This window comes from Rhizobium sp. ERR 942, assembly GCF_007828395.1.
Taxonomy (GTDB): Bacteria; Pseudomonadota; Alphaproteobacteria; order Rhizobiales; family Rhizobiaceae; genus Rhizobium; species Rhizobium dioscoreae.
The window spans coordinates 153,063-173,950 of the sequence record NZ_VIUA01000008.1 but is presented as its reverse complement, the minus strand read 5'-3'; the positions used below and the strand labels follow the sequence as shown (position 1 = coordinate 173,950).

Here is a 20,888-nt window from a genome sequence, read left to right as displayed (position 1 = left end):
TGCTCGCTCCTTGGATTACGTAGAAATAATTACGACAAGGAGTTTACAATGAACATCAAGAGCCTTCTTCTCGGCTCCGCTGCCGCTCTGGCGGCGGTATCCGGTGCCCACGCAGCAGACGCGATCGTCGCCGCCGAGCCGGAGCCGCTGGAATACGTTCGCATCTGCGACGCATATGGTGCTGGCTACTTCTTCATTCCCGGTACCGAAACCTGCCTCAAGGTCGGCGGCATGGTCCGTACCGAAGGCAAGTGGTACGATGCCTACAATGCCAACAGCCACAACGGCACTCTCTGGCATACCCGCGCTCAGCTGAGCCTCGACACCGCGACCGACACCGAATACGGCCCGCTGAAGACCAACACGGTCATCCGTTGGGATTGGCAGGAAGGCAACTCGACCTCAAGCAAGCTGCTGTTCGCCAACATCAGCCTCGGCGGTTTCCTGGTCGGTAAGGCCGATTCGCAGTATAACTACTACATCGGCTATGCCGGCGACGTCATCAACGACGACGTGATCTATGACGGCCCGTACGAACTCAACCAGTTGACCTACACCTACGATGCCGGCAACGGCTTCACGGCTGTCGTCTCGGTTGAAGACTCGAACTCCAGCGGCTCGGGCGCTGGTTATGGCGCGAGCTGGGCAAGCGACGACAAGGCCAACCACTACGCTCCCGACGTCGTTGCCGGTGCCGGCTTCAAGTCCGGCGCATGGGGCTTCAAGGTTGTCGGCGGTTACGACTCCATTAAGTCGGAAGGCGCCATCAAGGCTCGCGTCGATGCTGACTTCGGCGTCTTCTCCGCCTTCTTGATGGGCGGCTGGAACACGGACGGCGACAACCTGAACAAGTACGCGGGCACCAACCTGGCTCGCTCTTCTTGCCCGGCTAACGATGCATCGAAGTGCGGCTGGGGTGACTGGGCTGTCTGGGGCGGCGTTGGCGTTCCGATCAATGAAAAGCTGAAGTGGAACCTCCAGCTCGCCTACACCGACTCGAAGATCTTTGCGGCGACCACGAACGTCAAGTGGAACCCGGTCAAGAACCTGCTCATCGAGCCGGAAGTCTCCTACACCAACTTCGATTCCGTGAACCAGGATCAGTGGGCTGGTATCCTGCGCTTCCAGCGTAGCTTCTAATATGGAATTACCCGGCTTAGCGCCGGGTATGAGAAGCCTGAGGTCCAATCCCTCGGGCTTCTTCCATCGATCGGTTGACGTCCGATCAAAGCCGGAAGGATCCGATTTCCCCCCGGGTTCTTCTTATCCCCATGCAAGATCAACGCTGATGACGTCAATCCGGCGCGTAGAACCCCGCCTGGTGGGCAGCCCGATCCAGCTCCTCCCGGAAATCGGGATGGGCAAGCGCGATCATCGCCCTCGCCCGCTCCGCCACCGATTTTCCCTTGAGGTTCACCCAGCCATATTCCGTGACAACGATATGGATATCGTTGCGCGACGTCGTTACTGGACCTGTCAGCGTTGGAACAATACGCGAAAGCGTTCCCTTGGCCGCCGTCGCATGACAGGCGATGATCGAGCGGCCGCCGCGTGAGCCATAGGCGCCTCGGACGAAATCCACCTGCCCGCCCGTGCCGCTGAACTGCCGCCCATTAACGAATTCGGAATTGCACGCGCCATTGAGATCGATCTGCAGCGTGGCATTGACCGACACCATGCGGTCATTCTGGGCGATGACGAAGGGATTGTTCACATAATCCACGGGATGTGCTTCGACATCGGGATTATCGTTCAGGAAGTCGTAAAGCGGCTTGTCTCCCAGCGCAAAGGTGAAGATGGTTCGCCCGACATGTATCTGCTTGCGGCTATTATCGACCACGCCGGCCCTGACCAGAGCGGCAAGTCCTGATGTCATCATTTCGGTATGGATGCCCAAGTGGCGGTGCTGGGATAGACCGGCGCAAACAGCGTCCGGCAACGCGCCGATGCCCATCTGCAAACAATCGCCATCGTCCACGAGTCCCGCGACTATGGCGCCGATCGCATCATCGACTTCCGAGCGAGGCGCGGCAGCGAGCGCCGGCAGGCTTGCGTCGTTCTCGACAAGCGCGGTGACGCTTGAGACCGGGATCATGCAATTGCCCCGCACATAGGGCATGCTGGGATTGACCTCGAGGATCAGCCGGGCACCGGGCTTGCGGGCGACCGCCAGGGCATAATCCGTGCTGGCGCCGAGACTGAAATTCCCGTCCGCATCCATGGGCGAGACGGTGGCAATCAACGTATCGACGCCCACATGCTCCACCAGGGAGCGCGGCACCTGGCTGAAATGGCACGGCACGATTTCGGCGGCCGGCAGCATCTCGGCCATTCGCCGCTTATCCAGGGCGCGATCCACCGCTCCATGAAAATAACTCATGGGAATGATGCGGTCACGCAGGTCGAAGTCGAGCACGCTCGAGCCGGCGACGCCTGTACAAAGCAGGTAGTAGAGCCGGACATTGTCCACCGCGCCGGCCCGCGCGCGCTCGGCCAATGCCGCGAGAATGGCCGGCGGCTGGCCGGCAGCGATCGGCATGGCGATCTTCGCGCCCGATGGTATCAAGGCAACGGCCTCATGGGCAGAGCGCACGCGTTCGCGGTATTGCGTCTGATGATTAGCGGCCATCGAGTCCTCCCCTTGAATGCCACCGTCAGCACAATTTGGCATCCACTGCGGGATCGCGATCGACCCTCCTCCAAGGTCGCCGCGAACACTTCGCTGCAGTAGAACGCGCTTACATAAAAGCGCCGAACCCGCTGTTCGCGCAAGACCCGAACAGCACATCCACACCGACAAAAGCGAACTCGGCCTCAACCTGATCTAGGTTCGAGGCCAAGGATGAGGGGAACGACAATCTTCCCTCTTCGCTTCGATTGATGACCGAGCTTATCAGGCCTTAACGTCGACTGTGCCCATCATGCCGAGATCTTCATGTTCGAGGATGTGACAATGATACATGCGCCGTCCCGGCAAATCCTGTCGTAGCAGGATGCGTACCGTCTCACCGGCGGCAACGTTCACAGTGTCTTTCCAGGCGTGGTAGGACGGCTTGGTGACCGCGCCATCTCTTTCGCGTTCGACAAGCTGGAACTGCGCCCCATGCACATGAAACGGATGGTCCATGTCCGCCTGATTGACGATTTCCCACAATTCGACCTGTCCAACCTTCGAGACTTCGTCAATGCGCTTCATATCGAAACTGGCGCCGTTGATAAGGAACTTCATCTCCATGCCTTCCATGGATTCCGTCAATACAAAGCGACGCGTGACTGCCGGCTCTGCGAGGCGGTCAATGGTGCGCAGCTTCGCGGGAAGCGGCGGCGCGACAGGCGCGGCTTCCTCCGAGACATTTGCCGTCAGCAAGGTCATGCCGGCCTCTTCGGGCTTGCCCGGCCCCATCCACCCACGCTCGTAGTCGAGCGTGACAAGCTTCGCCGCTCCAGGTCTGTCGAAGGAGATGATGAGCTCGACGCGCTCGGCGGGAGCGAGCAACAAATCGTCTATGCCGACGGGAGCGTCGATAAGGCCGCCATCCGTTCCAACGAGCACCATGGCGGCATTCTCGAACGTCAGCCGCAGGAACCGCGCATTTGTCACGTTGAAGAGGCGCAGGCGACGCTTTTCCCCTTTCGCGACGGCCAGGACCGGATTCCTCTGGCCATTGACTAGGATATGATCGCCCACCCGCCCATTCATCAGATCGATCATGTTGCTCGCCGGCATGCTTCCATCTTCGCCGATCCGGAGATCGGTGAACATCAGGATCGTATCGCCATATTCGGCGGGGATCGGGTCATCCTTGGGTTTGACCAGGAAGACGCCCGCGAGTCCGCGATAGACCTGCGCGGCGGTAAGGCCATGCGGATGGGGATGGAACCAATAGGATGCGGCGCTGCCTTGCGGCAGATCGAAAGCATAGAGGCGCTCGCTGCCCGAGGCGATGGATTCCATGGGATTGCCATCCTGATCCGCCGGCACCGGCATCCCATGCCAATGAACCGTCGTCGGCTCATCGGGAATGCCGTTCCTGAAACTGATCTCGACCCTGTCGCCCTCATGCGCCTCGATCACCGGATTTCCGCCGTTATAGAGGAGCGCGGACGTGTCGAGCCCCTCGGCGAAACGAACCGACCCCGGTTCGGCGGCAAGCCTTGCCTTGAACAGACCCGCTTTGCCAGCCTCGTTCATCAAGCGCGGCAACTCACGCAAGGGCCGCCCTTCCGGCAAGACAGGTTTGCCGCCGCTCATCGGCATGTCATGAGCGCCGTTTGCCCCGATATGTCGCATGTCATGCATCATCTGGGCCGCGGCCGGCCCGGAAATCGCCAGGCCCGTCAGCCCTGTTAGAAAACGACGTCGGTGCATCGATTGCTTCCTCTTACACACGGCAATGTCCCCATTAGGCCGCTCACCGCAGCCTCGCGCTCCTTGGTCCCTGAACCTAAGGCGCCTTCAACCGGCTCTGCGTCGATGGTGATCGTGGAGAGCTTTTCATGACCTTGGTTGCCCAGTTCGCGACCGCCTGCCAGCCCGCTTGTTCGACCGCGTATCCGGGTAGCGGTTGAATGGCGGTCGTCTCGACCTTGACCGTGGGCCCATCGAGAATTCTCATGGGTTTTGATCTCATGGTGCTCAAGGTGGAGGTTCCAACCGTGGTAAGGTCAAGTGCCCCCTGGCGAAAAATATGCTATTGACCTTCCCATGGTTGGAAGGGCCACCTGCCATCGGCGACAATCAGGCGGTGCCTGTCATTGGAGAAGCTTCATGAATATCGGACAAGCGGCAAAGGCATCCGGCGTTTCGGCCAAGATGATCCGCTACTACGAAGAAACCGGCCTCATTCCGGCCGCCGGCAGGACGGCATCGGGCTATCGCGACTATTCGGATAACGACGTGCACATGCTGCGCTTCATCCGCCGGGCACGCGATCTCGGCTTCGCCGTCGCTGAAATCAGCGAGCTTCTGGAACTCTGGCGAGACGAAACCCGGCAGAGCGCCGAGGTCAAGCGCCTGGCTCAGGGTCACATCGAAGCGCTGAAGAAAAAGATCGCCGACCTGCAGGATATGGAGCACACACTCACCATGCTCGTTAATTCCTGCCAGGGCGACCATCGTCCGCATTGCCCGATCCTGCAGCGGCTCGAGACCGATCAGGAGGACGAAAATCCGTCGATCCAGCCTCGAACCGGCGCGATACCCCGGCCCTTGCAGTGATCCCTGCCCGCCGACGTCTCGGTGGCGGGTTGCCGGCACAGGACATGGCCGGGATTAAATCCCCACCAAGGCCGCTCGGGCCTCCCCTTCAAGGAATTGCCTGAGGCGCGGCACGACGAAATCGAGGAAGACGCGCACGCGCTGCGGCATGCGCGCGCCGCCGAGAAAGACCGCATGGATCTGCTCCTCATCCGGCTCGACGACATCGGCGAGTACCTCGATGAGACGGCCGGCCGCGATGTCGGCGCGGACGTGATAGTCCCCCATGCGGGCAAGCCCCACACCCGCCAGCGTCATGCGCCGCACGGTTTCGCCATTGTTGGCGAGCAGCGAACTCGTCATGGCGCGATCGACGATGCGGCCGCTTTCCCTTACCGGCCAGACGGGCGCGAGACGGCGGAAATTGAACCCCAGACAATTGTGCCGCGACAGATCATCGACGGTCAGCGGTATTCCATGGCGATCGAGATAGCTGGGCGCGGCGACGATCTTGCGGCGGGCAATGCCGATGCGGCGCGCGATCATGCCTGAAGCCGGCAGGGCCCCGACCCGAAAAGCGACGTCGGTGCGGTCGAGATAAAGATCGACGATTTCATCGGACAGCGAGAGATCGACGACGACATTGGGATAACTCTGCCAGAATTCCGGCAAGAGCGGTTCAAGTCCGAGCACGCCCAAGGCAACGGAAATGTTGACCCGTACGGTGCCGCCCGTCGTCGTCGCGCCCTGCGCCAGTTCCTGCTCGACCTCGTCGAGATCATGCAGCAGAGCCTGGCTGCGCTCATAGTAGATCCGCCCCTCCAGGGTCAGCGATAGCCGTCGTGTCGAACGTTCGACAAGCCGCACGCCGAGCCTGGATTCGATGCGCGAGATCAGTTTGCTGACGGTGGACGGCGTCATGCGCAGCAGGCGCGCCGCTTCGGAAAAACTGCCTGCTTCCACCACGCGAAGAAATACCTGCATCTCCCCGACGCGATTGTCCATGGAGCACCTATTTTTGATTTGGTTTCACAAATAATGTGAAAAGCTGCCCAATTATCAAGCGCGGATGCTCTCTCTATTTCATAGGCCGAAGAAATCGCGCCTTCAAATCCGGCGCGGCATCCATTCAAGGCGGCCAAGGCCGTCGAGATTTTCAAAAAGGAGTTTTCGATGCTCACCATTACCGCCCACGGCGCTACAATTCCCGCGCTCGGCTTCGGCGTCTTCCGCATGTCGGACGCGGAAGTGGAGCGTGTCATCCCGGCCGCGCTCGAAGCCGGCTTCCGTCATTTCGATACGGCGCAGATCTATCAGAACGAGGCAGCGCTCGGCAGGGCCTTGCAAACGGCTGGCACAAGACGGGACGACCTCTTCCTGACCACCAAGGTCTGGGTCGACAATTACAGCAAGGAGAAGTTCGCCGCTTCGGTTGACGAGAGCCTCGACAAGCTGAAGACCGACCGTGTCGATCTCCTGCTGCTGCACTGGCCGGGCGACAAGGTGCCGGTCGCCGACCAGATCGAAATGCTGAACGCCGTCAAGGCCGCCGGCAAGACCCGCTTCGTCGGCGTCAGCAACCAGAATATCGCGCAGATGCGGGAATCGGCCAGACTTTCCAGCACGCCGATCGTGACCAATCAGGTCGAGATCCATCCCTATCTGCCTCAACAGGCCCTTATCGCGGCGGCGAAAGCGAACGATGTCGCGATCACCGCCTATTACGGCATGGCCGACGGCGCTGTGCCGAAGGAGCCAGTATTGCAGCGGATCGGCGCCAGATACGGCAAGAGCGCCGCGCAGGTCGGGCTCCGCTGGCTGATCCAGCAGGGCCACATCGCGCTGTCCAAGACCGCCAATCCCGAGCGCGTCAAGGAGAACATCGCGATCTTCGACTTCAATCTCGACGAGGCGGATATGATCGCCATCGCCGCTCTCGCCCGCCCGGATGGCCGCATTGTCAGCCCACCCGGCCTCGCGCCCCAATGGGACGCCTAAGGAGTTTCAACATGGACGCCAAGATTTCGACGGCCGAAAAGGCCCAAACACCCTCCCACGCCCGATGGGCTCTTCTCGCGCTTGCGATCGGCGCCTTCGGTATCGGCACGACCGAGTTTTCGCCGATGGGACTTCTCCCGGTCATCGCCAAGGGGGTCGATGTCTCGATCCCGACGGCAGGCCTCCTCATCAGTGCCTATGCGATCGGCGTCATGGTAGGCGCCCCCTTCATGACGCTCGCCTTCAGCCGCTTCGGCAAGCGCACGGCGTTGATGCTGCTGATGAGCATCTTCACGATCGGCAATCTCATGTCGGCGATGGCGCCGGGCTACTTCACGTTGCTGCTTGCCCGGCTCGTCACCAGCCTCAACCACGGCGCCTTCTTTGGCCTGGGTGCCGTCGTGGCGGCAAGCGTGGTGCCGAAGGAAAAACAGGCAAGCGCGGTCGCCGCCATGTTCATGGGGTTGACGATCGCCAATATCGGCGGCGTGCCGGCCGCGACTTGGGTCGGTCAGGCGATCGGCTGGCGCATGGCCTTCGCTGGAACCGCCTTGATCGGTGTCGCCGCTATCGCCGCGCTTTGCATCGCTCTTCCGAAAGGCGAGCGCGGTGCCATGCCTGATATCAGGCGGGAACTGGCCGTGCTCACCCATCCTACGGTTCTCATCGCCATGGCGACCACCGTCATGGGCGCGGGCGCGATGTTCTCGCTATACACCTATGTCGCTCCCACGCTTAACGAACTCACCGGCGCTTCCAATAGCTTCGTGACCCTCGGACTGGTGCTGATCGGCATCGGCTTCACGATCGGCAACTGGCTTGGCGGTCGGCTGGCCGACTGGTCGCTCGACGGCGCGACCAAGATCTTCCTGGCCTTGCTCGCGGCGATCATGTTCGCGCTGCCATTGGCAATGATCACCCACGCAGGAGCCGCCATCGGCCTGCTTCTCTGGGGTGGCGCGGCGTTCGCGATCGTTCCGCCCGTGCAGATGCGCGTCATGGAAGCGGCGGCGGAAGCGCCAGGCCTTGCCTCCTCCATCAATGTCGGAGCCTTCAATCTTGGTAACGCCCTTGGAGCCGCAACGGGTGCCGCCGTCATCAGCCTTGGTTTTGGCTATGCGGCGGTCTCGATCGCCGGAGGTCTGCTGGCCGCCGCCGGCCTGGCGCTGGTTTTGATCGGCACACGCAAGCCGTCGTCGCTGCCGGCAAATTGTGGCGCGTGATCAATCCACTGGTCCCCATATCGGGCGTCGAAATTTCTCGATGCCCTGCCTGCTAAAATCAAGCCGTCCACGGTCTTTTGCCGCGGACGGCCTAACTCAATTGAAACAGCCTTGCTCAGGGCAGTTTGATTTCGAGCGTGATCATGTAGTTGCTATAGTTCGGAGGAGCCGGCGGCGGATTGGGGTTGGTGGCCGAGAAGATCGAATAGTCGCTTATGCGCGGAGGCGTGGATGGCGGCTTCACGTCCGGCCTCCAGGAGGCCTTGATCGTTATCTTATCCGTGGCGCGATAGGAAAGATTGAGCTCGCGGTTCCTGCTTGTGCCATCCTGGGAATGCTTGCCCTCCAAGGACCATTTGTCCCATGATGCTTTCAGGCTCTCCGCTGTCTGGGTGCCTCTGCGTTCATAGCTGCCACTCAGGGACGAATTGTTACCCTTGGTCGACAGCTCGTAGAGTTGATCCTGAACCTTGCCGTTGAAATCGGTCGTGATCGTGGCGCTGCCTTCGGTCTTACCATCCGACGACCGTGCCTTGACGTCGAAGATGATCGTCTTGTTGCCGACATAGACGCCAACGTTCGGATTGAGCCCATTCGTCTTGAAGCCGATGTCGCTCTTCGCCTTTGAATCGAGAACGATGGGACGCTCGGGCGACTGGAAATATTTTCCAAGCAAATCCTGCTGGGGTCTGGTCGGCGCGACAGGCTTGCCCATGGGGTCGAAGGCACCCATGACCGTGCAGCGCTGCCCGCTCACCCAGCTGTTGACGGCAAAGATCAGATGTCCGTCATCGCCAATCGCCGCTACGCCCTGATGCAGACTGTTCCTCAGGTTATAGCGACCGCAGCAGGACAGGGCGCTGTCGCTTGCCGCTTCGAAGGACCGGCCGGAAAAAACGACGCCGGACGGCAGTCCCGATGCCGCACTGCTGCCTAGAATCGGGCAACTGGAGAGCGGTATCAGCCTGTAGCTGTTCAAATCCGTTTGCGACGTCTGGCCCGCCGGCCTGGTGAGCGGTGCTAATCCCATATCTGATCTGCCGTTTCCTGATCTGTTGACGAAGGATGAAAAATGAGAGCGATGCGATTTATGCGTGTCCCGCCGGCTGAGTTAGGTCGGCGAATTTTTTTGTCCAGTCGCGGGTTTTGTTTCTGATCGGTCGCGCGCACTTGCCGAATTAGCCCACGCTTCTAATTTGTCTGATGAATTGAGAGCCTTCGTATTGCCAGCGCAGGTTGCTTTCGGATAGACCCTTTCCATCTCTCGTGTTCAGATTTCCTGGAGCGCCGAAATGCGTCTTGAACCGCAGCAGCGAATTTATGTCTGCTTCTTCCTGTTCGCGGTCTCGATGGGCGCGATGCTTTCGCGCCTTCCCGATCTGCAGGATGCCTTGCGCATCGACAAATCCGAGCTCGGCCTGACACTGATCGGTGCGGCGATCGGCGCGCTCATATCACTCACCTTCGTCTCCCCGATCGTCGCACGCCTCGGCGCGCGCAAGACGGCATTCATCACCGTGCTCGGAACCTCCGCATCCCTCGCGCTCGTGCCGTGGATGGGCTGGGCTCCGCTGGTCTTCGCTGTCCTCTTCTGCGAGGGATTGCTGGCAGGTGCGCTGGAGATCAACCTCAACGTCGAGATCGATCGCATCGAGGCCCAGCTCGGCCGCGGCGTCATGAGTCGGGCGCACGGGTTCTGGAGCCTCGGTTTCTTTGTGACGGCACTCGTGTCGTCGGTGATCCGGCAGGAGGGCGTGCCGATGCACGTGCATCTCGGCCTGACATTTATCTTCGTCCTCATCGTCGGCTCGATTATCATTGCCGGCATGCGCAACGCGCCGGCCCGCCCGACCGAGGATCATGTCGAGACCCATCACATCGCGTTGCCGACGCTCGGCCTTTTGCCGCTCTGCGTCATCGGCATCGCGGCATTCCTGGTCGAGGGTGCCGGCATCGACTGGTCGGCGATCTACATGCGCGACGTCTTTCACGTCGAACCCTTCGTCGGCGGCCTCGGCCTGACGCTGTTCACCTTCTTCATGGCACTGACGCGATTGTTCGCCGACGGGTTCGTCGATCGCTACGGCTCCCGCTGCGTCGCGCTTTCCCTGATGCTCCTGGCGATAACCGGGCTTTGCGCCGTCTGGCTGGCACCTCACCCCAACGTCGCGCTTCTGGGATTTGCCTTCATGGGCGCCGGCTGCAGCGCGGTCTATCCGCTTGTGGTCTCGGCCGCCGCCCAGCGCACTGACCGCCCGGCCCATGTCAACGTCGCGGCCCTCGGGCAGATGTCCTTTGTCGTCTTCTTCCTGGCGCCGCCCTTGCTTGGATTCATTGCCGAACACGCGGGCATTCGCACGGCGTATCTGGTATGCATCCCGGTTATCCTGGCCGGCCTGATGGGTGTGGGTTCGCTTTCTGGACGCCGAAGCGCCTTTGCGTAAGGACTCAGCGATCTAGCGAGAATCGGCTGGATCAAATCAGCCAGCATCCGTTATCGGCTGGCGAGGGGGAAGGCTATGCGCTTCCCCCTCTTCCGCGGCCAAGCGTGGGGCATCGCTTGCCTGCGGGTGCCTTCACCACGTCAGACGCCTTGTCCGCTTAACGGAGTGAACGGAATGCCGCCCTGACTTCGTTGGTGAAGATCGCCGGCTGCTCCCAGGCCGCGAAGTGCCCGCCATTGTCAGCTTCGTTGAAGTAGATCAGGTTGCCATAGCAGCGCTCGGTCCAGGTCTTTGGTGCCTGGTAGATTTCGCCCGGGAAGACACTGACCGCGACCGGCAGGGTCGGAATCTGGATGGCATTGAAATTGTTGGAATGGTCTTCCCAATAGATCTGGGCCGCGGAGGTTCCGGTTTCCGTGAACCAGTAGAGGGAGATGTCATCCAGCATCTCGTCGCGGGTCAGGACCTTTTCCGGCTGCTTGTTGCTATAAGTCCAGGTGGCGAACTTGTCGTAGATCCAGGCCGCCAGGCCCACCGGCGAGTCGACGAGCGAATAACCGATGGTCTGCGGACGGGTGACCATCATGTTGGCATAGCCCGAGCTATCGCGGTAGAACTCCGCCAACTTGTCGAAGCAGGCACGCTCCTTATCCGTCAGATCGGCCGGAGCGGGATCGCCAGCAGCCAGAATAAGGGCAATCTCCTTGGGGACGATCCCAGGCATATTGAGATGGATACCGAGCAATCCCGGTACGTTCTGGAGCGCCATGCGCTGGGAGATGACGGAGCCGCAGTCGCCGCCCTGCGAGACGAAGCGCTCGTAGCCAAGACGATGCATCAGCGTGCCCCAAGCGCGGCCGATATGGTCCGAGCCCCACCCCCTCGCCGTCGGCTTACCGGAGAAGCCGAAACCGGGGATCGATGGCACAACGAGATGAAAGGCGTCTTCGGCGCTGCCACCATGCGCTGTCGGATTCGTCAAGGGATCGATCACCTTGAGCATTTCCAGGATCGAGCCAGGCCAGCCATGGGTCATGATCAGCGGCATCGCGTTTTCGTGCCGGGAGCGCACGTGAATGAAGTGGATATCCAGCCCGTCGATTTCGGTCACGAACATCGGCAGGGAATTGAGCTTCTGTTCCACCTTTCGCCAATCATAACCGTCGGCCCAATATCCGACGAGATCGCGCAGACGCTCGAGCTGCACGCCCTGGGAGTCGTCAGCGACATTTTCCTTGAGCGGCCAGCGGGCCGTCGCAAGCCTTTGCTTCAACTCGGCGATCGCGCTGTCGGGAACATGGACCTTGAACGGCTTCACACCATCAGGCAAGGCGTCCGATGCGGCAAAGGACATGGCAGGCTTCAGGAGCGACGCTGCTCCAGCGACGGCAGCGGCGGTCACAAAGGCACGTCTGTTCATTGAGAAGGATAAAGGCGACATCAGGATCTCCAAAAGTTTGGGAGGTTTGTTGAATGCCGCGAAGTTTTGCTTTCGGCGTGTATCCCGGTTGTGTCCTCAACCTAGCCAAATTGTATCCTTCCGTGTCCGGATCGACCGAGGCTACAATGGAATACAGAACTGCGCGCGTTGACTTTGCCACCGACAAAATGCAGGCCGGAATTCCGGAACCTGCCCAATTAGCCGGCGAAGAAGAATTTTGGAGACCTCTCCCGAGGCGGCACCATGGAGATTGCGCGGGTTTGTGAAAGTTGTCTTCCGTGAAGATGGAAGCGGTTCGATGGCTGCTTGCTCGGAGCAACGCTCGCCCATCGGCCAAATAGAGGCGGCTATCCCGGCGGGAGGAGAACCATGATAGCCGGCCGGCCGCCTATGATGAGATCAGGCCGGCAAATTCCACTTAATCGCGTTAGCGCACCTTACGGCGCATAGCGCGTGAAGACGTAATCGTGATCCCTGACGTTACCGACATGGCAGCTGAGACAAGTTTCATGTTGGGCGAGATCGACCGGCTTGCCATCGACGAAGCGCCCGAAGCCCCAACCGTGGCTGTCGGGATATTTCTTGGAATCCTTCACCATGACCTGAACCGTCGTCGGCGCTCCCGGCACCGTTGCCGGCGCGAACTCCTTCGATTGCTTGCGCTTGTAGGCCAGCTTGACGAGGATCGAGCCATCCGGGAAAGGCAGCGTGCCCTTCTTGTAGGCTTCAATGGCGATATCATTGCCCAGCACGGCGCGAAGTTCATCGAGCGGCGGAGCTTCCTGCGCGGGCGCGATGAATTTCCAGTCCCGATAGCCTTCCGGTATGGTCACGCCGTAAATCGGCGAGGCATTTTCCGGCGGCGTCGCGGAACCCGCCGATTGCGAAGCGGCGACGCCGACGGCAAGGCCTGAGATGGCAAATGCACCGAGGAACGCAAATTTCATTCTGGCCTCCTGCCTGATGGATGATCTCGCGGGAAGATCGTCTGGAATTGTATCCGCGAGATTTCAGGAAACGGCGCGATTGTATCGCAATGTAGCCGGCGAGGCCCATTCGTGTGAGCCGCTCATCGGAAATCGGGTGGCGGCAGCTCCGGTTCGGGCGCTAGGCTCCAGGTTATCGCGGCATTCGCAGGCCTCGAACGCCCTCGAAAGCCCGCCCAGACCGAGGATATGAACATGAACGTATCGATCTCTACTTTTGCTCCGGGTTCCTTGGAAAGCCCCATCGTGGCCCGGGTCGACGCCTATGATTGGCCGTCGCTGGCGGGAGAACTTGACGGCTTCGGCTGCGCCGTCCTTCCGAAGCTTCTCGCACCCGATGAATGCAACGCAATCTCCCGCCTTTATCCCGAGGAGCGTCATTTCCGCAGCCACGTCATCATGGCGCGCCACAGTTTCGGAAGAGGCGAATATCGCTATTTCAACTATCCGCTGCCAGGGCTTCTCGGTGGATTGCGCACCGCGCTCTATCCTCGTCTCGCCGATATCGCAAACCGGTGGAATGAACGCATGGGGGTTGAGGAACGCTATCCCGATGAGCATGCCGCCTTCCTGAGGCAATGCCACGAGGCCGGTCAGCGGCGTCCGACGCCGCTGCTGCTGCAATACGCGCCGGGAGACTTCAACTGCCTGCATCAGGACCTCTACGGCGAACTCGCTTTCCCAATCCAGGTGGCCATTCTGCTGTCCGAGCCGGGGCGGGATTTCACCGGTGGTGAGTTTGTCCTGACCGAACAGCGGCCGCGCATGCAAAGCCGCGTGGACGTCGTGCCGCTTCGACAAGGTGATGCCGTCGCCTTCGCAGTCCATAATCGGCCCGTGCGGGGAACCAAGGGGAACTACCGTGTCAATCTCAGGCACGGGGTAAGCCGGGTCCGCTCAGGAATGCGCCACACTGTCGGCATCATCTTTCACGACGCCCGCTAAGGGCGTCGCTAACCGACGAAGCCGGCGTAATTTTCTCCGGTAATTCTATGCATGATGGCTGAATATGCCTGGTGATTCTGATCGCCCGCCAGGACGCGCCCCAGCGACGGTTGCGCGAATGCCGCCATCGGCAGGAGGGCGAGCGGCGTCGAGACGGGTGTGAGATGCGAGCCCTGCCCGGCGCGCAATGTCGTCAGCAAGCCGAACATCTCGCCGGTGATACTGGGTCTCGACAATATCGCCATGCGATACTGCCCCGACGAATTCGTCACCAAATAGATATGCCCCGACAGGTGCGGCACCGACACCGAGCCCTGCTGTGAAAACGAGGCGTCGCTGCGCTCGCGTTCGCGGAAACTCAGGCAGGTCCGGTCTTCATCCCAGGCGATCTCGGTGCAATAGGCAAAAATCGCCTTCGCATCCCCGAAGGATGGACGGAGCGTCAGGTAGGTGCCTTCCAGCCAGGAAACCGAGGCGCGGGAATAGGCACCAAGTTCCTCGGGGGCATGGCCGGGCCTTTCCTTTACGATGGGGGCTTGCGTTCCAGCGGGTTCCCGCAGCACGACGCCCATCGCCTGCTCCAGCCGAATGAGAGTCGCCAGCGTGAAGGGCCGGTGGCCCGAAAGAGCCTTCTCCAAGGTCGAAAGGCTAATGCGCGCATCATTGGCGAGACGCTGCCTGGAAATGCGCCGTCGGGCGATCTCCTCGCGAACCCGCGCCGCCACGGCGCTGTTCTGGCTGTCGGACAAATAGGGGTCGCCCTGGACCATTCACTCGTTTCCTGATTGCGTAATTTTCTTCACAATTCCACACATGGCCGTAACCGGCAAGACCGTTTGCGGCAAGATGCGGACGAAAGAGGGCAAAGCTTACGCTGGCGAGAAAATAGCCTTTGTTCACAATGGCTTCAGTCATTCCACCAGCGATTAAGGAGCCTGTCATGTCAGCCTCGCCACACGTCTCGCGCTACCAGAAGCGGCAGAATTTCCTCATCGGATTCGGCCTGCTGCTCTGGTTCAGCAATGCCATCCTGCTGCCGGTACTCGCCGTCGTTTTCGCGCTCCTGCATCCCCTGGAATCGCGCGCGCAACCCGCAGCCTTCGTCACGCCAAACGAAATGGGCGCGGGCAGCCTTCTTCTTCAGACCAAGGAAGAGGGAAGATATATCGAGGCACCCCGGCTCGCGACCGATGTCGATCTCGACGTCAACGGACCGACGGCACGCGCGGTGCTCACGCAAGCATTCGAGAACACGACCGACAAATGGGTCGAAGCCCTCTACGTATTTCCACTTCCGGAAGACAGCGCCGTCTATTCCCTGAAGATGATCGTCGGCAACCGGGTCGTTGTCGCCGATATCAAGGAGAAGCAGGCCGCGCGTGCCATATACGAGAAAGCGCGCAAGGAAGGAAAGAAGGCGTCCCTGGTTGAACAGCAGCGCCCGAATGTCTTCACCAATGCGGTCGCGAATATTGGCCCGCATGAAAAGATCGTCGTACAGATCGAATATCAGCAGTCGGTCCGCCTGGCGGACGGTCGCTTCTCCCTGCGGGTGCCGCTCGTCGTCGCACCGCGCTACAGCCCGCAAGACGCATCGCCCATCACGCAGCAGGCAGATCTAAAGGCCGGCTGGGGTCAGTCCAAACAGCGCCCATCGCGTGAGGTCAGCGACAAATCCATCTCGACACCCCTGATGGCTCCTGGCGGCGATCGCACCAACCCCGTCACCCTCAAGGTCAATCTCAACGCCGGTTTCCCGCTCGATGACGTCCAAAGCCTCTATCACGCGGTCAAGATCGACAAGGTCAGCGACACCGAGCGCCGGATCGTCCTTGATGGCGATGCGGCCGCCGATCGCGACTTCGTGCTCGAATGGAGCGCCGTCGCGAGCAATATGCCAAGCGTCGGCCTCTTCCGCGAACGTGTCGGCCAGGATGACTATGTGCTTGCCTATGTAATGCCGCCGGCGGTGGCGACGCCGCGAAAGGCCGGCCGCGAAGTGGTCTTCGTCATCGACAATTCCGGCTCGATGGGCGGCACCTCGATCGAACAGGCACGAGCAAGCCTCGATTATGCCCTGTCCCGGCTCGAGCCGAATGATCGCTTCAACGTCATTCGCTTTGACAATACGATGACCAAATTCTTCTCCGATTCGGTGATGGCGACGGCCGAGAATATCGCCTCGGCCCGTCGCTTCGTCACCGGCCTGGAAGCCGCCGGCGGAACGGAAATGCTGCCGCCGCTTCAAGCAGCGCTCGACGACAGCCACCAGGCCAGCGGATTGCGCCAGGTCGTGTTCCTGACGGACGGCGAGGTCAGCAACGAGCAGCAGCTTCTCGATGCGATCGCAAAATCGCGGGGACGCTCTCGTATTTTCATGGTCGGCATCGGCTCGGCGCCGAACACCTACCTGATGAACCGCGCCGCCGAACTAGGCCAGGGCAGCTTCACCCACATCGGTTCGGTCGCCGAGGTGAACGAGCACATGCGCGCCCTCTTCGACAAGCTGGAGAACCCGGCTGTCACCGACGTCGCGGCCACCTTTTCGCAAAAGAACGTCAACCTGTCGCCCAATCTCCTGCCCGACATCTACCATGGCGAACCGCTGGTTCTGGCGGCCCGGATGGGAAAGGCAGCCGGAACCCTGACCGTCAGCGGCGAGATCAGCGACCGCGCGTGGACGATCTCCCTGCCGCTCGACCAGGCAAGCAATGCCAAGGGCATCTCGAAGATCTGGGCTCGCCGCCAGATCGATGACGCCGAGGTCAATCTCACGCTCGGCAAGATCACGCAGGCCGATGCCGACAAGCGTATCCTGCGATTGGCACTCGACCATCATCTGGTCACGCGCCTCACAAGTCTCGTCGCTGTCGATACGAAGCGTCTGCGCCCGGCAAACGCGCCGCTGACACAGGCCGACATTCCATTGCAGCTTCCCGCGGGCTGGGATTACGACAAGCTCCTCGGCATCGGTGCGGCGCGGGATGCGAAAGCCGACAACAAACATCAGCAGACAGCTGATAAGTCGCAGGGTGTGGATGACGATGCGGAGCTTGAACCCATCTCCGCGCCGGCTCCGGCCAGCGTTCCGCTGCCGCAGACCGCGACGCCCGGAATGCTTCTCATTCTCCAGGGATTGCTTGCCCTTCTGTGCGGAGCTTCGCTGCTGGTCCTCGCATCGCGAAGGAGCCGGGCATGATCGCGGCCACTCGCATCCAGACCATCGGGAGCGCGCCAGCGCGCTCCCTCCTAACTTTCGCGGCCGGCATTCTCATCGCCGCCGGTCTCTTCCTCGCCGCACAGGGAGGATGGATCTACGCCAAGGCGGCCTTGGCGCAGCTTCTCTTGGAGCGCGCATTCGCCGAGAGCGTGATATCAGGCGCAGCGGTCAAGCCCTGGAGCTGGGCCGACACCTGGCCGGTGGCGCGTATCGAAGTTCCACGCCTTGGCGTTTTAGCCATCGCGCTCAAGGGTGCGAGCGGACAGGCGCTTGCCTTCGGCCCCGGTCATCTCGACAATACCCCGCAAGCGGGCCAAGAGGGTACGGCCGTCTATGCGGCGCACCGCGATACCCATTTCACTTTCCTGAAAGATATCGGTGTGAACGACCATATCCGCATCACACGCAGCGATGGTCGGACCTTCACTTTCCGCGTGACCCGCATGGCCGTTGCCCGCTGGGATGAAGCAGAGATCGACCCCGACGCGCGCGGCGTCCATCTCGTGCTGGCGACCTGCTTTCCCTTCGACGCCGTGACCTCGGGACCGCTGCGCTATCTGGTCTATGCCGATCTCGAAGGAACGACGGGTAAATAAACGACGGCCAGGATATCGAAATCAACCCTGGCCGCCGGTGCGGGTAGACGCTTCCGAGTAACGCGCATCCATTGGGGCGAGACCGTTGGCGTTGGGTTGCGTCAGGATACCATAGAGCTCCGGACGCCGGCCTCTTATCCAGCGCTGGCCAGTGCACTTGTCGAGCAAGGCCAGATCGATTTCAGCGCTCACCCTCGCATCGGCGGCCGCCCAGGTTTCGGCTAGGATCCGACCATAGGGATCGAGGATCATGGCGTTGCCGGTGCGCACTTCGTCTTCATCCTGTCCGACGCCATTGCTGAAGACGAGGAACATTCCATTGTCGTGGGCGCGCGACGGCAGCCAGCGCATGAACCATTCCCGACCGTTTGGTCCTCGAAATTCGGCCTCGATCGCCTCCGGATCTTCGTGGCGATTGATCCATTTTTCGACCGGTATCCGCTTCAGCCCGTGCGGACTAACCGAATGCCCGCCGCCAGCCTGATGCGGCGCGATCAAGAGTTCGGCGCCAAGCAGCGCGGTCGCCCGCGCGTTCTCGATCAGATTATTGTCCCAGCAGATCAGGATGCCGGCCCGAATTCCCCAAGGTGTATCGAAGACCGTGAAGGCATCGCCGCTGGAAATGAGGCGATGCTCCCAGGCATGCAGCTTGCGATGGCAATGAATGGGGCCATCCGGCATGCAGACCGCGTAGCTGTTATAGAGCTTTCCGTCTTCACCCACCTCCAGGAAGCCCGCGCCGATCGCGATGCCCTTCTTACGCGCGAGCGCGGCTACCCGGCTGATCGAAGGACCGGAGAGCGGCTCCGCCAGCGCCCGCAGCGCAGAGCTATCGAGTTTCGGAACATGCCAATATCCGCAGATGCACATCTCGGGAAAGACGACAAGCTGATTGCCGGCCTGCACGGCTTCTTCCGTGAAATGCTCCACGCGAGAGAGATTAAAGGCCTTGTCATTGGCCCGATGCTGAAACTGTACGGATGAAATCTTGAGCGCCATGTCGATTGCTTCTTTCGCTATGAAGCAATTTGACCATGCGGCTTCTCTTTCGTAAAATGACTTTATTGATTGAAATTATTCCTGGACAGAATGGAAATAAAGCTCCTCCGATCCTTCGTTCAATTGATCGACACCGGCCACTACGGCAAGGCTTCGGCGAAACTGTTCGTCACCCAATCGACCTTGACCAAGCAGATTCAAGCCTTGGAAGCCGCGATCGGCGGAGCATTGTTCGAGCGTGGCCGCCATGGCGCCAAACTGACGCCTCTCGGAGAACTTCTGCGGCGTGAAGCACGCCCGCTTCTTCAATTGAACGACGATGTCGACCGGAAGATGCATCGCGCCATGGCCGGCCTTACCGGATACCTCGATATCGGATTTGGAATATCGACCCTTGTCGTGGCGCCGCGGCTGATCGCCGGCTTTCGTGCGACGACGCCCGATTGCAGCATCACGCTCAACGATCTGCCATCGCGGGAACAGCATCAGCGCCTGCTCGACGGCAGGCTTGATATCGGCTTCTGCCGGGCGCCGGAGGAGGATAGCGGCCTGGCCTTCATGCCCATTATCGAAGAGCACTTGGCCCTGGTGCTTCCAAGCGGGGTGACAATACCGGCCCAGGATCGGCTGGCGGAGTTGAACGAGCTTGGCTTCGTGGCGCTTTCGCCATCGCGCGGACCGGGACTGGATGATCAGATCAGGCGCTGGTGTTCGCTTGCCCGTTTCGAGCCTCGCATCGCCCAATATGCCGACGACATACTAACCGTGCACGCCATCGTTTCCGCCGGCCTGGGCGCAGCATTCCTGCCCTGGCGTGGCGTGCAGGCATTGGCAGGGTCCAGCCACAAACAGTCTCTCTCCGGACCGGAATCAAGATGGCCGGTTGGGATCTGCTGGCATCGCGAACATGCGAGCCCGCTGTTGGCCCGTTTCATCGATCATGTATCGAAGAATCTGGAATTCCACGGCTCGCAGGCCGATCGGTAATCGAGTTAAAGGCCTAACGCATGGGCATTGTGCGATGAAAGCGACCGCTCTCATCGCCAAAAGTGGGATTATGCATTCCAGCCCCATTGTCCGAAAGGCGCTAGACATGAACCTGCTCGGCGTCGTCCGCGGACGGTTCAAGCGCCTTGGTGGTCAAAACGAACCATGCAGCCAAAGCATCGTCGGAGTGCCGAGAATCGCCAAGGCGATCCCCACGGAAACCGCCATCTTGATCGCCTTGATGCGCCGGGTCCTGACGCCGCTCCAATCATAACTCAAAATCACTAACCCCCACAAATCATTGATGATTCGCAAAGTAGAGCCGACTCGGCCTTCGACAAGGGATGGCGATGATTCATCCACAACGGATATTCGCGCGATGTTTCTACGGAGGCGGTGTCGAAAGGTGGCGCCGTCTTAACCGTGCTTGAGACGCGATGGTAGTTTGCCCTGAATTTCACGCCTTGATCGGCGAACCGATTACCGCCAGGTATTGATGGCCTTGGAGCGAAACTGGCGATGATCCGCAGATCACATGTGCTTTTGTGAAGAACGCGTCACAGCCAAGCGGGCCTCGATCCAGAGGCGTTCCCGGCACACGGCCCGCGCTCGGCTTATCCGACCGAGGCGGCCGAACGAGGCATACCCCAACGGGAGGCGATGCAGCGGTCCCTGCATAAGTCAGTCAGTCGCGCAGGCCGCCAGCTATTACAACAATGCCGTGCGGAAGAACGGCCCGGCGGCTCGATTGATCGTCTAGGTCACGGTATCCGGCTTCGCTTGTAGCTCGACACGACGCTATCGGCGCCGCGCCGCCTTGCGAACCAAGCTGGAATATGCGGTTCTACGGGA

Annotated in this window: 18 protein-coding genes and 1 pseudogene; 11 read left to right on the top strand and 8 right to left on the bottom strand. The window is 60.7% G+C overall.

What is annotated here, in order from left to right; translation table 11 throughout:
- The first annotated feature begins 48 nt into the window (after positions 1 to 48).
- Positions 49 to 1,140 carry a porin gene (locus FBZ97_RS28480; RefSeq protein ID WP_145323609.1) on the top strand — a complete coding sequence of 364 codons (1,092 nt, stop codon included), beginning with the start codon at positions 49 to 51 and terminating at the stop codon, positions 1,138 to 1,140.
- 154 nt (positions 1,141 to 1,294) lie between these two features.
- Here the strand turns inward: FBZ97_RS28480 and FBZ97_RS28475 are convergent, their stop codons facing one another.
- Together FBZ97_RS28475 and FBZ97_RS28470 are read right to left on the bottom strand one after the other, a co-directional pair.
- Positions 1,295 to 2,629: an acetyl-CoA hydrolase/transferase C-terminal domain-containing protein gene (locus FBZ97_RS28475; RefSeq protein WP_145323611.1), complete on the bottom strand. Its 1,335-nt coding sequence runs from the start codon at positions 2,627 to 2,629 to the stop codon at positions 1,295 to 1,297.
- Positions 2,630 to 2,893: 264 nt separating this feature from the next.
- Positions 2,894 to 4,369: a multicopper oxidase family protein gene (locus FBZ97_RS28470; protein ID WP_145323613.1), complete on the bottom strand. Its 1,476-nt coding sequence runs from the start codon at positions 4,367 to 4,369 to the stop codon at positions 2,894 to 2,896.
- Between the two features lie 399 nt (positions 4,370 to 4,768).
- Here FBZ97_RS28470 and cueR point away from each other — a divergent pair, with 399 nt between their 5' ends.
- Positions 4,769 to 5,218: a Cu(I)-responsive transcriptional regulator gene (cueR, locus tag FBZ97_RS28465; protein ID WP_145323615.1), complete on the top strand. Its 450-nt coding sequence runs from the start codon at positions 4,769 to 4,771 to the stop codon at positions 5,216 to 5,218.
- Positions 5,219 to 5,272: 54 nt separating this feature from the next.
- Here the strand turns inward: cueR and FBZ97_RS28460 are convergent, their stop codons facing one another.
- Positions 5,273 to 6,202, bottom strand: coding sequence for a LysR family transcriptional regulator (locus FBZ97_RS28460; RefSeq protein ID WP_145323617.1), 930 nt, complete (start codon positions 6,200 to 6,202; stop codon positions 5,273 to 5,275).
- 168 nt (positions 6,203 to 6,370) lie between these two features.
- Here FBZ97_RS28460 and FBZ97_RS28455 point away from each other — a divergent pair, with 168 nt between their 5' ends.
- The gene (locus FBZ97_RS28455; protein ID WP_145323619.1) at positions 6,371 to 7,195 is read left to right on the top strand and encodes an aldo/keto reductase; all 825 of its coding nucleotides are present in this window, start codon (positions 6,371 to 6,373) and stop codon (positions 7,193 to 7,195) included.
- A gap of 11 nt (positions 7,196 to 7,206) precedes the next feature.
- A complete protein-coding gene (locus tag FBZ97_RS28450) occupies positions 7,207 to 8,418 on the top strand; it encodes an MFS transporter (protein ID WP_145323621.1) in 1,212 nt (403 codons plus the stop codon).
- 115 nt (positions 8,419 to 8,533) lie between these two features.
- Here the strand turns inward: FBZ97_RS28450 and FBZ97_RS28445 are convergent, their stop codons facing one another.
- Positions 8,534 to 9,448 carry a hypothetical protein gene (locus tag FBZ97_RS28445; RefSeq protein ID WP_145323623.1) on the bottom strand — a complete coding sequence of 305 codons (915 nt, stop codon included), beginning with the start codon at positions 9,446 to 9,448 and terminating at the stop codon, positions 8,534 to 8,536.
- A gap of 262 nt (positions 9,449 to 9,710) precedes the next feature.
- On the opposite strand from FBZ97_RS28445, the gene FBZ97_RS28440 reads away from it, so the two are divergent.
- Complete coding sequence (locus FBZ97_RS28440) at positions 9,711 to 10,862, top strand: MFS transporter (RefSeq protein WP_145323625.1); 1,152 nt, start codon at positions 9,711 to 9,713, stop codon at positions 10,860 to 10,862.
- Between the two features lie 157 nt (positions 10,863 to 11,019).
- Here FBZ97_RS28440 and FBZ97_RS28435 read toward each other — a convergent pair whose 3' ends face one another.
- Positions 11,020 to 12,303: an epoxide hydrolase gene (locus FBZ97_RS28435; RefSeq protein ID WP_145323627.1), complete on the bottom strand. Its 1,284-nt coding sequence runs from the start codon at positions 12,301 to 12,303 to the stop codon at positions 11,020 to 11,022.
- A 437-nt stretch (positions 12,304 to 12,740) separates the two neighbouring features.
- A complete protein-coding gene (locus FBZ97_RS28430; protein WP_145323629.1) occupies positions 12,741 to 13,250 on the bottom strand; it encodes a cytochrome P460 family protein in 510 nt (169 codons plus the stop codon).
- A 228-nt stretch (positions 13,251 to 13,478) separates the two neighbouring features.
- Here FBZ97_RS28430 and FBZ97_RS28425 point away from each other — a divergent pair, with 228 nt between their 5' ends.
- Positions 13,479 to 14,234 carry a 2OG-Fe(II) oxygenase gene (locus FBZ97_RS28425; RefSeq protein WP_145323631.1) on the top strand — a complete coding sequence of 252 codons (756 nt, stop codon included), beginning with the start codon at positions 13,479 to 13,481 and terminating at the stop codon, positions 14,232 to 14,234.
- An 8-nt stretch (positions 14,235 to 14,242) separates the two neighbouring features.
- Here FBZ97_RS28425 and FBZ97_RS28420 read toward each other — a convergent pair whose 3' ends face one another.
- Entirely contained in the window at positions 14,243 to 15,004 is a 762-nt protein-coding gene (locus tag FBZ97_RS28420) for a helix-turn-helix transcriptional regulator (protein ID WP_145323633.1), read from the bottom strand.
- Between the two features lie 170 nt (positions 15,005 to 15,174).
- Here FBZ97_RS28420 and FBZ97_RS28415 point away from each other — a divergent pair, with 170 nt between their 5' ends.
- Positions 15,175 to 17,433, top strand: a complete 2,259-nt coding sequence (locus FBZ97_RS28415; RefSeq protein ID WP_145323634.1) for a marine proteobacterial sortase target protein — start codon at positions 15,175 to 15,177, stop codon at positions 17,431 to 17,433.
- Positions 17,430 to 18,050 carry a class GN sortase gene (locus tag FBZ97_RS28410; protein ID WP_186449563.1) on the top strand — a complete coding sequence of 207 codons (621 nt, stop codon included), beginning with the start codon at positions 17,430 to 17,432 and terminating at the stop codon, positions 18,048 to 18,050. The genes FBZ97_RS28415 and FBZ97_RS28410 overlap by 4 nt, the downstream gene beginning before the upstream one ends.
- A gap of 21 nt (positions 18,051 to 18,071) precedes the next feature.
- Here FBZ97_RS28410 and FBZ97_RS28405 read toward each other — a convergent pair whose 3' ends face one another.
- Positions 18,072 to 19,049, bottom strand: coding sequence for a nitrilase family protein (locus FBZ97_RS28405; protein WP_145323636.1), 978 nt, complete (start codon positions 19,047 to 19,049; stop codon positions 18,072 to 18,074).
- A 90-nt stretch (positions 19,050 to 19,139) separates the two neighbouring features.
- Between FBZ97_RS28405 and FBZ97_RS28400 the strand changes: the two genes are divergently transcribed.
- From FBZ97_RS28400 to FBZ97_RS34875, 3 genes and pseudogenes are all read left to right on the top strand, one after another.
- Complete coding sequence (locus FBZ97_RS28400; RefSeq protein WP_145323638.1) at positions 19,140 to 20,036, top strand: LysR family transcriptional regulator; 897 nt, start codon at positions 19,140 to 19,142, stop codon at positions 20,034 to 20,036.
- A gap of 106 nt (positions 20,037 to 20,142) precedes the next feature.
- Positions 20,143 to 20,310, top strand: coding sequence for a hypothetical protein (locus FBZ97_RS34550; protein WP_156090777.1), 168 nt, complete (start codon positions 20,143 to 20,145; stop codon positions 20,308 to 20,310).
- 236 nt (positions 20,311 to 20,546) lie between these two features.
- Positions 20,547 to 20,796, top strand: a pseudogene (locus tag FBZ97_RS34875) (integrase); the annotation flags it as partial.
- Positions 20,797 to 20,888: the final 92 nt, after the last annotated feature.